Origin of the sequence: Sphingobium sp. B1D7B (genome assembly GCF_025961965.1) — a bacterium.
In the GTDB taxonomy this organism is placed as follows: Bacteria; Pseudomonadota; Alphaproteobacteria; order Sphingomonadales; family Sphingomonadaceae; genus Sphingobium.
Window position 1 is genome coordinate 2,887,992 of sequence record NZ_JAOQOR010000001.1, and the last position, 14,916, is coordinate 2,902,907.

General features: G+C 63.4%; 11 protein-coding genes. 6 read left to right on the top strand and 5 right to left on the bottom strand.

Features of this window, described 5'->3' with window-relative positions; genetic code table 11:
* Positions 1-239 precede the first annotated feature (239 nt).
* Genes M2336_RS13440 through M2336_RS13465 form a run of 6 tightly spaced genes read left to right on the top strand, consistent with a single transcriptional unit; the run spans position 240 to position 8,604 of the window.
* Entirely contained in the window at positions 240-1,325 is a 1,086-nt protein-coding gene (locus M2336_RS13440; protein ID WP_264593057.1) for a GTP pyrophosphokinase family protein, read from the top strand.
* A 16-nt stretch (positions 1,326-1,341) separates the two neighbouring features.
* The gene (locus M2336_RS13445; RefSeq protein WP_264593058.1) at positions 1,342-3,972 is read left to right on the top strand and encodes a sigma factor-like helix-turn-helix DNA-binding protein; all 2,631 of its coding nucleotides are present in this window, start codon (positions 1,342-1,344) and stop codon (positions 3,970-3,972) included.
* An 18-nt stretch (positions 3,973-3,990) separates the two neighbouring features.
* Complete coding sequence (locus tag M2336_RS13450) at positions 3,991-5,961, top strand: DEAD/DEAH box helicase family protein (RefSeq protein ID WP_264593059.1); 1,971 nt, start codon at positions 3,991-3,993, stop codon at positions 5,959-5,961.
* Entirely contained in the window at positions 5,945-6,148 is a 204-nt protein-coding gene (locus M2336_RS13455; protein ID WP_264593060.1) for a CxC ATPase DNA modification system associated small protein, read from the top strand. Before M2336_RS13450 ends, M2336_RS13455 begins: the two co-directional genes overlap by 17 nt.
* Before the next feature lie 25 nt (positions 6,149-6,173).
* Positions 6,174-8,120: a hypothetical protein gene (locus M2336_RS13460; protein WP_264593061.1), complete on the top strand. Its 1,947-nt coding sequence runs from the start codon at positions 6,174-6,176 to the stop codon at positions 8,118-8,120.
* A 1-nt stretch (position 8,121) separates the two neighbouring features.
* Positions 8,122-8,604, top strand: coding sequence for a hypothetical protein (locus M2336_RS13465; RefSeq protein WP_264593062.1), 483 nt, complete (start codon positions 8,122-8,124; stop codon positions 8,602-8,604).
* On the opposite strand, the gene M2336_RS13470 is transcribed toward M2336_RS13465, so the two are convergent.
* From M2336_RS13470 to dndB, 5 genes are read right to left on the bottom strand one after another with little or no spacing between them, the layout of a single operon-like run.
* Positions 8,601-9,776, bottom strand: coding sequence for a cysteine desulfurase family protein (locus tag M2336_RS13470; RefSeq protein WP_264593063.1), 1,176 nt, complete (start codon positions 9,774-9,776; stop codon positions 8,601-8,603). The genes M2336_RS13465 and M2336_RS13470 overlap by 4 nt on opposite strands.
* Positions 9,777-9,783: 7 nt before the next feature.
* On the bottom strand, positions 9,784-10,161 hold the full coding sequence (gene dndE, locus M2336_RS13475; RefSeq protein WP_264593064.1) for a DNA sulfur modification protein DndE: 378 nt from the start codon (positions 10,159-10,161) through the stop codon (positions 9,784-9,786).
* Positions 10,142-12,151, bottom strand: coding sequence for a DNA sulfur modification protein DndD (gene dndD, locus M2336_RS13480; RefSeq protein WP_264593065.1), 2,010 nt, complete (start codon positions 12,149-12,151; stop codon positions 10,142-10,144). The genes dndE and dndD overlap by 20 nt, the downstream gene beginning before the upstream one ends.
* A complete protein-coding gene (gene dndC, locus M2336_RS13485) occupies positions 12,148-13,632 on the bottom strand; it encodes a DNA phosphorothioation system sulfurtransferase DndC (protein ID WP_264593066.1) in 1,485 nt (494 codons plus the stop codon). The genes dndD and dndC overlap by 4 nt, the downstream gene beginning before the upstream one ends.
* Entirely contained in the window at positions 13,632-14,744 is a 1,113-nt protein-coding gene (gene dndB, locus M2336_RS13490) for a DNA sulfur modification protein DndB (RefSeq protein ID WP_264593067.1), read from the bottom strand. The genes dndC and dndB overlap by 1 nt, the downstream gene beginning before the upstream one ends.
* Positions 14,745-14,916: the final 172 nt, after the last annotated feature.

Sequence of the window (14,916 nt, forward strand, 5' to 3'; positions counted from 1 at the left end):
TTATTTCTCGGGAAAAGATAGACTTGCGAAGTTGCCGCGACCATTTTTCATCACGATCTGAATTTGTGGAAAAGGCTGGACATTGTTTGGACGGAGGAGGTCCGAAGTCTGTCGGTACAGGTCTGCAGCCTTAATTCCTCTTGGTGGGCCAAATCCGGTTGCTGCAGACGGTTGCGAGTGCTTCTCTCAGCTCGACTTTTTAAGGTGTTTGAGGCACCTAGATGTCGAGGGGGCGAGCGATGCCGATATCTGAAAAAGTCATACACGACGCTGTCGCTCGCTACGATCGCGAACGAGACCGTTACCTGAAGCTCGCTGCGCGCGTCTCCGACATCTGTCGCTCCAGCATTGTGGAGGACAATGCGATCCGCGCGCAGGTCACGTTTCGCACGAAAACTGTCCGCAGCTTCGAGGGCAAGCTAAAGCGGTTTGCCCGTCGTGCCGACAAGAATTACGCCAGCGTCGACGAGGTGTTCGCTGGCGTCGGCGACTTTGCCGGCGTGCGTATCGCGACCTATCGACCCGAGGATGAGCGCCGCGTTACCGACGAGATCAAGAAGCTGTTCGAAGGAGAAAGTAGCAGCGACGTGTTCGTCGACAAGAAGGACAAGCTCGCCGTCAACAGCTATCAATTCTACCGGGCCACCCACTGCCAAGTGTTCCTGCGGGAGGAGGACCTGGTCGGGCATTATGAGAATCTGCGCGGCACGAGCTGCGAAATCCAGGTGTGCTCGATGATGGCACACGTCTGGAACGAGATTGAGCACGACATCGGCTACAAGCCCGAAGGCGGCGGCCCCGGTGATGCCGAAAAAGGTCTGCTAGAGGCGCTCGGACATCTCACCCGGTCAGGGGATGCGGCGATCACGCGGTTGCTGGCAGCCAATGCAGCCAGGATGCAGGAAAATGTCGGCGACTTCGTTGATGTCCACGATTTCGTAGCCCGGCTCCGTCCGTTCTTCCCTGATGCCGATCTGTCGGTGAACGCCGGCCAAGCCTTTGACGCCGTCACTGAGCAGGGGCTCAATTCTGTCGTCGCGCTAAAGGCCGAGCTCGGCGATGAGGCGCTCAGCCCCGCTGTCGCCGCGAAACTCATCGACGCGTTCAATCGCTATCTCACGACTGTCGACGGTGCCGAATATAGCTTGAATCCGGCTTCCGCCGATGTGCTGACTGTGGCCGTGCTGCATAAGTTCGCCGGGGCCATCTTCGACAGCCATCCATCTGATAGGAGCAAGGGGCGGCCGGCGAGGATCTTCTACATCGCCCGCCTATACGACCGCTTCGCGGAGAGCCTGAAGAGCAGCGAGCGCAGCGCCGCATGAGCTCCAGAGCCGCGCGATGACTAGCACCTTGCCTCGCACATGGTTCGCCAGGATCGGAGCAGTGTTCAGGCCAGCTGCCGACAACGTCGAACCTTTGCCGCTCGCGGTCAAGGATCCGGTCGAGACCGCGCCGGTCGATGAGTCGCCGCGTCTTACCGAATTCGTGCTCACCGAGGGCACCACGGTACGCTTGCGCAACTCGATCACGGCGGCCGCCCAAGCCGGCGTTCTTCCGTACCTCACGGCGGCGGATTATCTCGCGGCGGGTGCGATGGCTATCCCGACCATGATGCGTGAGGTCCCGAACTTTGGGACCAAAACTGCCCGCGAGCTCGATGCCATGATCACGGCAAACTGCGAGACATGGACCCGACCAGTCGTGACAGCCGAGCTTATTGACGACGGGCCCACCCCAGAGGAGGTCCTCGACGCCATCGGGCACCTTTCTCTGCGTCAAGCGACCGAGGGAGAAATCCTTTCGGTTCGGCTCGAAAATGGCCTGGCTGCGCCTGAGCTCCGAACGATACGCTTCGCTGCTGTTGCGCTCAACCTGCAGCCGTTCCTGGCCGAGTTCATGCGGCGGCCGAACGTCGGACGCACCTCGGCGCGCGAGTTGACCCAACTGGTTCACCGGCTTGTCCCAAGGTTGCTCGCACAAAATGGCGTGGCGCCAGAGCAGATAGCACGCACCTTTTCCACATTGTTCGGCCACAGGGATGGAGCGGCGGCTCTGCCGACAGATGATGTGCCGACGCATGAGACGCTGGCGGACTGTCTCGATTGGCTGCTCAGCCAGTGCCAGGACCGCGACCGCGAAGTCGTCGAACGAAGATTCGGTATCGGCCGGGCGGACACCGAAACCCTCGAGGAGATCGGCGCCGACTTCCGCGTCACGCGCGAACGGATCCGCCAGATCGAGAAACGCGCGCTTGGCCGGATGCGGGTGCGAATGCGCCGCGTACCGCTCGCGGATCATGTAAATGCCGCGTCTGAGCGCGCATGGCTTGAGATCAGCGAAGGCCGCGGATGGATCACGGACCCGCAGTCGGACGCTGCCCTGCGCAAGCTTGGCGGCGAACTCCAGCTTGCGCTTGAACTGCTCGGAAGAACGCCGCGCGCATTGCTGACTGATGTAGCCGAACGATCGGCGCATGGCTGGTTCGGGTCGCCAATCGATTCTGCCTTGGTCAAAACCGCCGCAGCCGAAATTCGTCCGATTCTCAAGCTGCCACTGCCCCGCTCGCTCCGTGACGCAGCCCATACTGACGATCGGGCGGAGATCGAAGCCGCGCTCAGGGTCGAGCTCGGTCTGGAGCTGGAGCAAGGTTATGTGGTTCAATCCAGGCCAGGGCGCCGGATGCGCCGGGCGCTCGGTCTGCATCGGCTTCTCGCATCGGCATCTGGCCCGCTGCCGGCAGATCGCTTGATCCCACAATATCATCGTCTCTGCCCGTCTGATCCATGTTCGGCACGCGACGCAGAGATCGTCATGCTGGCCGCGCCGCACCTCTTCGTCGAAACCTACGACCAGGTCTGGTCTGGAATTGGCGCCTGCGGGTCGCCTCCGGTTCCGGACGCCGCCGGTTCCGCTGAGGGCGATTGCCCGGCACCGGTCGCACAAAGTGATAGCGAGAGCGACGAAGAGACCTGCGCGGCATCGCTGATCGCCGCGCTGGAACGCCGCGGACCCGAGCGCCTGCTCACCCTCTATCAGAATGCGAAGGACATCCTTCCAGCAGGCCGTTCGCCGAACAGTGTCGGTCCAACCCTGCTGACCAATTCTCACATCTTCAGCCGGCTCCTGCCCGGGGTTTATGGGCTGCCTCATCAGGTGCCCTCAGCCGCCGACCTGCTTTCCGATCCACCACCCTATCTGCTCGACAATATGCAGCTGCGGATGATGGCGCTTGCGCGGCGCGCGGGCGAACGCCGGGACGTGTTTCCGCTCTGGTCGCTCGAAGGCGAGTTCGCGCTGGCCCGGTGGGGTTATCATCACGGCGCTCCCGAGAGCCTTCGTTCGCTGCTGGCCGTCGCCGATATCGATGCCTGGCCGATCTCCGCGTCGGAGCAAAGCCATTGGCTAGAGGTGGCTCGACGCGACGGACGCTTCGAGCTTGCCGAGCCATTGCGTCCCGAAGCCTATGCTCGCCCTGACCTGGACCGCCTCCTTGCGGCCTGCATCGAGCTGGTCAGCTCGGGCGAGCTCAACTGGATGTCCTGCAACCGGATGGCTGGGCGACGCATCGACAGTCAGGTCGGTGCCTCGATCATCGCGATCTTGCTGGCACTGGGCGCTGTTAGCGTCGCAGACGCCGACCCGGCCGCCTGGCAGCAATCTCATCAGGCGACGGAACGTGCGACCGCGCTGCGCGACGAGTTGGTCGACACGCTGTCATCGACTGGTGTCTTGTCGTGGGAGCGAGGGATCGGCCTTCGCCTGGCGCAGGAGGTCGTCGCTGCTGCACCGGAGATCGAACGCTGGCCCGACGCCGCCCGTTTGGCGGCAATGTTTGACGCGGCAGCCGCCGGCTCAGCGTCCGCCGACGACCTGATCGTCGATCCGCTTGATGCGATCATGGCCGAGAGCCGCCAATCGGCGGACCGGCAGAAGCGGGAAGACCTGTTACGATGGTTGCTCGAGGAATGATGCTGCATTGGGGCATGAATGGCTAAGCCGGCTGGACATTCGGGGTTTCATCCCAAAAGCCATTACCGGAGCGGCCGCGACAGCTTGGCCGATGACTTTTTCGCGCCCTGCATTCGCGAGGCGACGCTCTATCGCCGCGCCGCCGGCTATTTCTCCAGCACGGCGCTCCTCGCCTGGATCGACGGCCTGCCGCGGGCGGCCCTGAAGGTGCTATCGATCCGCCTCATCTCTTCGCCGATGATCTCGGAAGCGGATCGCCAGACGCTCACCGCGATGGAGGATGACCAAGCCCGCGCCGCCTACCGATCGATGGTTGTCGACCGCATCATCGAGGAGATCGCTGAACTCGCGCTTGCCCCCAACGACACCGCCGTTCGCGCGCGCATCTTTGCCTGGCTGATCGCCAATGACCGTCTGCAACTGAAGTTCGCTTTCCCCGAGCATCTCGACGAGCCGGGCATTTTCCATGAAAAGTTCGGGATCTTCGACCTCGAGGGCGGCGGCAGGGTCGCCTTCACCGGCTCGGCCAACGAAACCAGCGGAGGCCACACCAGGAATTACGAGAGTGTCGATGTGTATTGCGACTGGCTGCCGGGCGAGATGGACCGGGTTGCGACCAAGGCCGAGCAGTTCGACGAGACTTGGGCAGGAAAGGCCTCGGGCCTTGCCGTGGTCGAGCCCTCGATCAAGATCCTGAACAGGCTTCGCCAGAATGCGGACTGGCCCTTCGTGCAGCCCGGTCCTGAACAAGAGACCGATGCTCCCCCGGAGACCGACCCGCGCTGGCGCCACCAGGATGAAGCGGTCGCGGCTTTTCTGGAAAGTCCTGCTGGCATCCTCGAAATGGCGACCGGCACCGGCAAGACGCGGACCGCGATCAAGATACTGACTCGTCTTGTCTTCGACGGGGCGATCAGCTGCGCGATCGTCACGATGGAGGGCACCGACCTTCTCGAGCAATGGGCAGGCGAGCTCGACGCCTGGAATCTGGACGATGGACCAAAATGGCTGATCTACCGCCATTTCGGCCGCCATCACGAAATGGGAGACTTTCTCGTCGACCCTGAGCGCGCGCTGATCGTCGTCTCGCGCGGCCAGCTATCGCGACTGCTCCCCCGGCTGCCCGATCGGGTCAAGAGCAAGGCGCTTATCATCCATGATGAGGTGCACGGCCTTGGCACGCCCAGTCTGGTCGAGAGTCTGGCCGGACAACACGGAGCGTTTGGCTGGCGGGTTGGGCTCAGCGCCACCCCCGACCGCGCCTATGACGCCCTAGGCAATGACTTCATCACCAGCGAGCTGGGTCCTACGCTCTATCGCTTCCCGCTCGAGAAGGCGATTGCGCGGGGTGTCCTCAGCGAGTTCGATTACCGGCCGCTCGCTTATGATCTCACTGACGGCGATCGCGAGCGGCTTCGCCTGGTCTATGCCAAGAAGGCGGCCCGGCTGCGCGAGGGCCGGCCGATGGGCAATGAGGAACTCTGGACCGAGATCGCCAAGGTCTACAAGACGGCCGAGGCGAAGCCCGAGATCTTCGAAGAGCATCTTCGCATCGCGCCCGAAATCCTGAACCGTAGCATCGTGTTCGTGGAGACGATCGAATATGGTGAGCGGATCCTCGCATCGATCCACCGGCGTACGCACCGCTACCGCACCTATTATGCCGATGACGATCGTGATCATCTAATTGCGTTCGCGCGCGGCGATATCGACTGCCTCATCACGTGCCACCGCATCTCGCAAGGGATCGACATCCGTTCGCTCAACACGGTGGTCCTGTTCGCATCGGCGCGGGCTAAGCTCGAGACGATCCAGCGCATCGGACGCTGCCTGCGGATCGACCCGACCAACCCGGGAAAGCGCGCGCTGGTGGTGGACTTCGTACGGCCGGGAGGTGAAGCTGGCCCGATTCCGAATGCGGACCAAGGACGGCAAGTTTGGCTGGCCAACCTGGCGACGGTAAGAAAGGGGAATGACGATGGCGCTTGATACTGCGCTGGCAGCGGCGCTGCGCGAGGCTGTCGAGGAAAGCGGGCAGCCGCGGGCGCTGTCGCTTCGGCTCGAGGCCTGGCTTCAGGCAATGACCGAAGGCGACGACGCCCAGGAGGATCAGGCCCAGCGGTACGAGGATGTCCGGGAAGCCGTGCAGGTGGAGGGACAGTCGAGTGCGAATTGATATTGCGGGCTGGTCGACCGCTGGATTGCGCTGCCCCGACGTCATCATCGACCTGGTCGGTTCGTCGCCGACGCCGCCCAAGGTCACCCTGCTCCAGATGCCCAACGGCACCGGCAAGACGACCACGCTCGAAATGCTGATCGCCACTTTGAGCGGGGTTGCGACGTCCTGGGACGACAAGACGGTCCGCAGCTATCGCCGCAAGGGCGACGACCGCGACATCGGGACCTTCGTCGTGTCGCTGCTGGTCGATGGCCGGCCGCTGTCGATCGAGCTGGTTCTCGACTTCGAGATGGGGACGGCCCGCTATCGCACAACGAACCCTGGAAGTGGCGGCGTGGTCCAGTCCTGGTCGCCGCCGCCGCTCGTGCGTCGCTTCCTCGCAAAGGAGTTTCTCGGGCTTTTCGTGTTCAACGGCGAATTTGCCGCGCGTTTGCTCGACGCTCGCGAGACCGCGGCCGACGATGCGATCGACGCGCTGTGTCAGCTGTATCTCCTCGATGAGGTCGAGGACTTCGTCGAGCAGGAATGGTCGCGGCGGACGAAGCAGGCGGGTGCCAAGAGCGACAGCGCCCTGACGCGTCTGCGCTCGCAGCTCGCCAGCATGACCGCCCGCCGTGCAGTCATCGTCCAGGCACGGGCCAAGGCTGAAGGTCAGGTCCGCGACACCGCCGCCGAAATCGAGGACCTCAAGAACAAGATCGAGGAACGGCTGGGCACCGGACGGTCGACCCGCGAACAGTTTAACGAAGCCAAGATCGAGATGACGCGGACCGAAGGGGCGCTAGTCGTTGCAGCCGGCAACGCGATGCAGGCGCTGCGCCAGCCGCTGGCGATCCATCCATCCTTTGCCGACTCGCTGATCGCACTGAAGGACAATCTCGACAATCTGCGTCTCCCCGAAAACACCTCCGCGCAATTCTTCAACGAGCTGCTCGAGGAGGATGAGTGCATCTGCGGGCGGGAGATGACCGCCGGCGCCAAGCATGAGATCGGCATTCGGTCGCTGCGCTACCTCGACGCCTCGGAGTCGGGCGTGGTCAACGCGATCAAGCAGGACATTGGTGATTTCACCGCCGCATCAGAGACCCAGTCACCGTCCGAAAGCCTGGCAGAGGCAATGGCCGAGCTCGGGGCCGCTCGCCGCGACCAGAAGATGGCGCGGCAGACCGTGCTCGCGCTTCAGCAGAAGCTGATCGATGAAGGCGATGAGGAACTTCGCGCTTGGCAGCAGCAGCTGGAGAAACAATCGCAGCTCAATGCCGAGTGTGCCCGCCTGCTCCACGAGATCGACGCCGACGACGAGAAGGACGGCGCGTCCGACCCTTGCTCGCTCAAGCTGATCGACAAGAAGATCAAGGATTTCGGCTCGCGGATCTCCGAGATCACCGAGACTGTGACGCTCCGTAAGCAGACCGATGTGGTCAAGGGCATCATGGCGCGGACCAAGGAGCTCGCCCGCCAGAAGATCAAAACCGAGCTCATTGCGCTGAGCAACGACCGGCTCGCGAAAGTCCTCGCCAATGATCCGCTAACTATTGCCCGGATCGACCGTTCGATCCGGCTCGAAGGCCAAGGGACCGGCAGCACGGCGCAGGTGCTGGCCGCCGGCTATGTCTTCCTGATGAGTGCGCTTCGACGCGGCAACAACGACTTTCCCCTGGTGGTCGACAGTCCGGCAAACCCTATGGACATGGGCCGGCGGCGGCGGGTGGGTGGCCTGATCCCGGAACTGTGCAGCCAGTTCGTCGCGTTTACCATCAACACCGAGCTGCCGGGCTTCGTGCCCGCGCTCGCTGGAGCAACCGACGAAATCCGCTATTTGACGATGTTCCGCAAAACGCCAGGGACGGCGCGCCTGCTTCCGGCACTGCCCGCGACCGGCGTCACCCAGAACGATCACTCGGTCGTGGTCGAAGGGAATGAGTATTTCATGACGTTCGACATCACCGAAGACGAGGAGGACGAATAACATGGCCTATTTTCGCCTCCGCACCGACGCGCAGAGCTGGTTCTCCGAGATTGCCGATGCGCCGCCGTTCAAGACCAAGTTCGATGTCTATTATCTTTGCCTGCTGGCCGGCCTTGCGAGCGGCCGCGCGGCGGAGCTGTCCGGTGCCGCTAATCCGGCGACCGACCTCGTCGAGAAGTTCGTCGAGGACTATCGGCCGGCGAGCCGCCTGATCATCGGCTTGCTGGTGACAGCGGAGCTCAAGAAGAGCGGCATCGATGTCAGCGAGAAGGCGCAGGTTCGTGCGCTCTTTAAGCGCCTGGTCGACTCCGAAAGCCCCAACAGTCTGACCGAGATGGGTATGCGCCGGCTCAATGCCTATGCGAGCGGCGGGTATGAATATCTCGCCGAGCAGCGCGACATGAAGCCCTATACGGCTGAGGAGTTTATTCAGGGTTACACCGCTCTGATCGAGGAAGCGGTTGAGAAGGCGGGCGCCGCCTAGGCGATCGCCTGCATCGGAACGGGCGGCGAGCGTCGCAGCAGCGCGCACTGGTCGATGATGAGCGATGCTGCAGCCCTCATCTGCGCCTCGGTCGTAAACCGGCCGGGAGCGATCCGGAATGCGCCGCGCGCCCGCTCGGTATCGCCGAACATGGCCAATAGGACGTGCGACGTCTCGATCTTGTCCGTCGCGCAGGCGCTCGATGCCGAAAAGCTCAGGTGATCGCGGAGGCTGCGCATCAGCGCGAGCGGCTCCAGGCCTGGAATCGAAAAGGACAGGTTGTTCGGCAGCCGCTCGGTCGGATGCCCGTTGAGCACCGCGCCGGCGACGTGCGCGAGCAACAGGTCCCGGAACTCACTGCACAGGTCCGACAGCCGCGCCGATTCGGCCTTGGCTGACTTTCTGGCGATCGCCATTGCCGCGCCCATGCCGACGATACCGGCGGTATTGAGGGTCCCAGGCCGAAGGCCTCGCTCCTGGCCGCCGCCGAAGAGCATTGGGGCAAGCTTTACTCGCGGCCGCCGCGACCGGACGTACAATGCGCCGATTCCCTTGGGCCCATAGGCCTTGTGGGCGGACAGGCTGGCAAGATGGATATTGTCGCGCTCGACGTCAATGTCGCCGCAGGCCGCGACCTGCGCCAAATCGGTATGGAATATGATGTCGCGCGCGGCGCAGAGAGCGCCGATCTCGCCGATCGGCTGAAGCGAGCCGACCTCGTTATTAGCCGCCATGACCGACACCAAAGCAGTGTCATCGCACAGGCTCTGGGCAACCACTTCTACCGAGACCCGCCCGTCGGCATCGACCGGCAAAAAGGTGATGCGCCAGCCTTCGCGCTCGAGCGCGCGCGCCGGCTCCAGGATCGCCGGATGCTCGATGACGGTCGTGACAAGATGCTTCTTCTCGGGGTTGGCGCGCGCAACCCCGAAGATCGCCAGATTGTCCGCTTCGGTACAGCTGCCGGTGAAGATGATCTCATTCTCGCGGGCGCCGATCGCCTCGGCGACCTGGACGCGAGCGGTAGCAACCGCACGAGCGGCGACATGACCATCCTCATGCTCCACACTCGACGGGTTGCCGAATATCTCTCGCAGATACGGCTCCATCGCCTGCACGACTGCGGGGTCGACGGGCGTGGTCGCATTATGGTCGAGATAGATGCGGTCCATCGAGGCGTCAGGCCGCCACTGGCACGAGCCGGAGCAGGTCTGCGGGCGACTTGGCACGCACCGCGAGCGTACCGACGCCGCGATGGATATGGCCCCGCAGGCGGTCGAGTAGCGTCCCATCGTCGAGCTGGTCGTCTCCCGATTGCCCTTCCTCCACCCAGCGCAGCAAGGCCGCGATCAGCGCGCCATATTCGCCAGTGAGTGTATAGGCGTTGAACTCGGACCCATCCTCGTCCGGGATGGCCGCGCCACCGAGCGGGCCTTCCTCGAGCGAGATCATGATGGCCATCCGACAGAGCAGATTTGGCGTGATCCCGGTTCGCTGGCGCAGCGAACGAAGCTTGCTGGTCGCGTCGCTGGAGATCTTAAGCTTGCTGTAGTGCATGGATCCTCCCAGCAGTCTCGGCCGCGAAATAGCCGTTCGACACCACAGTTCGGCCGGCCTCATGATCATAATCGAGCCTGAAGGCGTGCGAGACGCTCGGCGCCAGATCGTGCATCAAAGCTTCATCGATCTCGGTATCGGTCGACAACAAGATCACCTGATGCGACGCGGCCGGGAAATACCGCCCGGTGAGTTTGGCGCGGTGTTCCGAGTCCAGGCGGGCAAGCGGCGTGTCGATGATCATTGGGAGCGGCCGGCCGCTGGTGCGCGCGAGGGCCCAGAGCATGGCGATGGCGTAGATCTGCTTCTCGCCTGCGGACAAAGCTGACTTAGGGATTTCCCGTCGCTGCCGGTCGATGAGGGTGGTCGCGAAAGTCTCCGGATCGATGCGAACGTCCGCGATCAGATCGGCCTTGCGTGCCAACCGATTGAAGCAGCTGACGAACTCGGTGCGAAGCTGGCCCAACTTATGTTCAAGCAACCGCCGCTCATAATCGCCGAGCGCCTGCGCGGTCCGCGCGGCGAGCTCCGCACGTTCCATGGCCTTGGCCGAACCGGCTTGTTCATCCTCGAGACGACGCCGCTCCCGGTCCAACGTGACCATCTGGCCGCGAAGCAGTTTGAGCTCTTCCTGCCGGCCGTTCAGCGTCGCTTCGGTGGCGCCGACCCTCTGTTCGGCCATTCGAAGCTCGTCGAGCAGGACGCCCGCCGCAGCATTGTCCGCGCGAGCAAGCGCGGTGTCCAAAGCCCGCACCTTCGCGGTGAGGGCATCTAGCTCCTTCAGCAAGGCGCGGGCGCGCGGACGGACGTCCACTTCCAATTCTGCCAGCCGGCCCAGCGTCGCCGCGCCGTCGCCAACTTCCTGGAACGCGGCATGATTGAGGGATTCAGAATGCGGTCGGGTCTGCTCTTCGAAGAAGTGCTGCAGATCGGCCCAATGCCTCGTGTCCCATTTGGCTTGCCGCTTCGCAGCCTTGTCGCCACGCCATTCCACCAGCAGACTGCGGACCAGCGTCAGCGAGCCCTGATGACGCTCAGGCCCATCGGCTTGTGCCAGCGCCGTCCGAAAGCTGCCGACCAGCTTGGGCGCCAAGGCAAACGGCAGGAGCTTGTTGGCCAGGTCCCGCATCTCATGCTCGCAGCGCGCGATGCTCCGCTTGGCTTCGTCCCGCTCCGCTTCCGTGCGCGCGCGGTGCAAGGCGACATCGCCGCCTTCCGCCACGAACTGCCGCCGGACCCGTTCGGCCTGGCGAGCTTGAGAGTCCCTCGCTGCCACGAGCTCCGCCACGGCGTCGCCCATCTCCTCGGCGCGGCGCGCTGCAGTGGCGATATCGCGGTTTACCGCCTCCAGCTTCGCGGTTGAGGCGCCATCATCGTCGCGCAGGTGGCGCGCAAGATAGAGGCCGAGGTCGGCGCGCAGTCGCCCGACGAGCTCGATCCCGAGCAATCCACGCACGGCTTCGGCGAGATGTTCGTTCTCGGCTTCGCCGTCCGCGATTTCGCTGATCTTCTCACCATCGAAGAAGAAGAGCTGTGATACGCCGGGCGGTATCAGCTCCTGAAGGAAATGATGCCACTCCTCGCGCGGGACCGACGTGACGATCGCGCCGTCCTTCTCGAGCAGGAGGGCTTCGACCAAGGCCTTGCCCCGTACGGCCCATTCCCGGCGCACGCGGTAGCGATGGACGACGCCGGCTTCCGCATAATCGAACTCAAGGCCGACCGCCGCAGCCATGGCGGTCGCCGACCGATTGATGCGGCCGCGAAGATACGCTTCGTAATCGGACTGGGCGACGCGCGCGCCCAAGGCGCGGCGGCCGTAGAGTGCCAGCCGAACGGCTTCGAGCAGGGTCGTTTTGCCTGCCCCATTTTTCCCGCCGACCAGAATGATCGGGCAGGCCTCGCCACGCCGGGTACGGGGCACGAGATCGATCTCCGTCTTTCCGGCGTAAAGGCCAAAATCCTCGAGGATGACGTTGCGCAAGATCATTCGGCGGCACCTTCGCCGCTGACCGCCGAGGCCAGGGCTCCTTTGTCATCGTCGAGTTCGGCACTCTCCACTTCGAGGGCCGGGCGGCCGGACAGCCGCTCGGCCAGCACCACATCGAGGCCGCGCCATTCCTGCCGGAACAGATCCTCTATCTTGGTATGAACGGCGTGCCGCCGCTTGAGCCCGTGCGCAGCGCGCTCGACATCGAGAAGCTTGATGACGAGTTCGGTCGGCACTTCATAATCGGTGCAAATCGTATCGAGCAGCCGACCGTCATCCGCCGTGAACGTGACGGCGTCCTCGGCGATCCAGTTAAGGTCGCGGCCGAGAACCTCGCGAACGATCTGCGGCACCGAGTCCGGCCAATCGCCACGCTCGGCGCGCCAGATCCGCCTGATCTCGTGCAGTTCGGCATCGTGGACGAGCAGGGTCTCATCGCCGGGCGGGGCTTCACGCTGGACCCGGATCTGCGTCTCGAGCAGCCGGCGAAGCAGCGTCTTGCAGAAGTCAAGCGTATAGGGTCCGGGAACCGGCGTATCGGTTCCTTTGATGAAGGCGACCTGGCCGCTGCGCCGCCTAAAGTCGCGATAGAGCTTCTTCTTGTCCGGCGCCTGCGTCTCGGCCAGCAGATCGCGGAACTCGAGCAGCGGCTCGAGCCAATCTTCGCCCGAATCGATCATCGCTTCCATCGAGCGATCGCGCTCGACGACCGTGCAGACCCAGCAGCCGAAGCGCGAATTGCCGCAGCTGGGCGTGGTCGTGTCGACCACCAGCGGACATTCGCCGGCCTGGGCATTGCGGTACATCGCGACAAGGTCGCGATTATCATTTCCCCATGGCGAGGGGTTCTGGAGCAGGTAAGTCCAGACGTCGTCGGTGGTGAGCGCCTCGATCGGGCCATAGACGAAGGCGTTCAGCAGCGACGAATGGCGGGAAAGCGGCGAACCCTTGATCCGGTGGAACGACATGACCTGGGCTCGGGTCGCGCTCTCGGACGAGCGGACCCCCAGGATCATCACCACTTCGCCAAAGTCGGCGACCTTGGACTTGATGAAGTCGTTGGCCGGCTCGATCTTAAGGCGCTCGGTACACCAGCGAAAGCGCCGCGACGGCGCCGGATAGCCCCGGCCGATCATGTTGACCCAGAAGCTGCGATCGACCGTCGGCATGACCTTCTCGGTCTTGATTGGCAGCCCCTGCTCGACGGCGGCCTTTTCGATCCGTTCGAGCGTCACGTCGATGTAGCGGACGATCACCGGCGTCTCGACCAGCGTGTCCGAGCTGATCACATAGACCGGCTTCTGACGCTGCTCGGGCGGCAGGCCAAGCAATGCCTTCCAGACCATCTGCAAGGCGCAGGTCGAGTCTTTCCCGCCCGAATAGCCGACCACCCAGGGACGGCTGTCCGAGAGATAGACCTGCTGGATTTCGCGATAGCGCGCCTCCAGGCCGTCGCCATCGAGCATCGACGTGCGCGCCATCAGCCGACCACCTTCAACTGAACATTCTCCGTCGGTGCGTAGAGATCCTCAACGCGCTTCCCTTCCTCGTCGAGCGGCAGACCGAGCGCGCGCACGATCACATTGGTCACCAAGGTGACATTGTTCTTGGACTTGTTGACCTTGCCGGCGACCAGGGCGCGATTGTCCCACAGGGCCCGGTTTGCCCGCGCCCAGTCGATCGTCCGCAACTTTGCGAGCCGTTTCGTCCAATCTTTGGGATGCGCCTTGATGAGCTGCGCGCCAGCCTTGGCAATCGCGAGCACCGCCACGCCATGCGCATGGATATAGTCGCGGCGCAGCTCGAAGGAGGACACCTCGCGGGTCCCGACGCGCTGCCAATCGGGCATCTGCTCGATCACAGCCTTCCAGAAATCGATCGCCAGAGCCTTGTCGCTTGCGTCGATCGTCCCGGACTTCGGCTTGCCGATCAGTTCGCCGATCGCCTGATGCAGGCTGCTCAGCGTGAAAAACTTGATCGAGCGGTTGGAGATGCTGGTGCCGTCATAGCAGGTGAAGTCGCGCAGCAGCGGGACCGCCTTCACCACATCGCGCGACAGCCCGGACAGCGCGTCGCGGTGATTGTAGAGGATCTTGATCGATTTGGTGGGCCGGACCGCGTGGATGTTCAGGTCGGCAAACATCTGCTGCGACCGGTGCAGACCCTTGTCGACAAACACCACCACCGAGATCGTCTCGTCCCCAAGGGTCGGCCGCTCACGAATGGCTTCCTCAATCGCCGCACGGCGATGCTGGCCATCGTTGATCAGGATCGTCGCCCCCATGTCGATTCGAAGCTGCCCGACCTTTCGCAAGGGACCATCGGCCGCTGCGGGCTCAAACTCGATCTCCCCGTCGATCGAGGCGCACAGCGAGGACAGGATATACTCGCTCGCATTGCCGGTGATGTAGTTGGCGATCGCCGGCACGCGCGCCTTGTTCAGCACGCGCTGGGCGCGAAGTTCGGCGGGCATGGCCTCGTCATCGAACTTGAAGAGGCGAGGCACCACCTTCAGCGGCACCATGATGACGTAATATGCGCTGCCCGCCTGCACGCCGCGGATGGCGGTAAATTCTAGGCTGTTGCCGTCCATGGATATGCACCCCGAGTGAGGGTGAATCCTACCCGGTCGAAGTGTTGGAAGTCAATTATTGATGAATGGAAGTCTGATTTTTTTGAAAGAGTTCACTTCCACGATTCAGGCGCCATCAGGCTATAGCGACAGGAACATCCTCAGGCGACCCGGTTCTATCGTCGCCGACGTG

Bases quoted from the DNA above. Each gene is read 5' to 3' on its own strand.
- M2336_RS13440 (WP_264593057.1), top strand. From the start codon at position 240: ATGCCGATATCTGAAAAAGTCATACACGACGCTGTCGCTCGCTACGAT.
- M2336_RS13445 (WP_264593058.1), top strand. From the start codon at position 1,342: ATGACTAGCACCTTGCCTCGCACATGGTTCGCCAGGATCGGAGCAGTG.
- M2336_RS13450 (WP_264593059.1), top strand. From the start codon at position 3,991: ATGGCTAAGCCGGCTGGACATTCGGGGTTTCATCCCAAAAGCCATTAC.
- M2336_RS13455 (WP_264593060.1), top strand. From the start codon at position 5,945: ATGACGATGGCGCTTGATACTGCGCTGGCAGCGGCGCTGCGCGAGGCT.
- M2336_RS13465 (WP_264593062.1), top strand. From the start codon at position 8,122: ATGGCCTATTTTCGCCTCCGCACCGACGCGCAGAGCTGGTTCTCCGAG.
- M2336_RS13470 (WP_264593063.1), bottom strand. From the start codon at position 9,776: ATGGACCGCATCTATCTCGACCATAATGCGACCACGCCCGTCGACCCC.
- dndE (WP_264593064.1), bottom strand. From the start codon at position 10,161: ATGCACTACAGCAAGCTTAAGATCTCCAGCGACGCGACCAGCAAGCTT.
- dndD (WP_264593065.1), bottom strand. From the start codon at position 12,151: ATGATCTTGCGCAACGTCATCCTCGAGGATTTTGGCCTTTACGCCGGA.
- dndC (WP_264593066.1), bottom strand. From the start codon at position 13,632: ATGGCGCGCACGTCGATGCTCGATGGCGACGGCCTGGAGGCGCGCTAT.
- dndB (WP_264593067.1), bottom strand. From the start codon at position 14,744: ATGGACGGCAACAGCCTAGAATTTACCGCCATCCGCGGCGTGCAGGCG.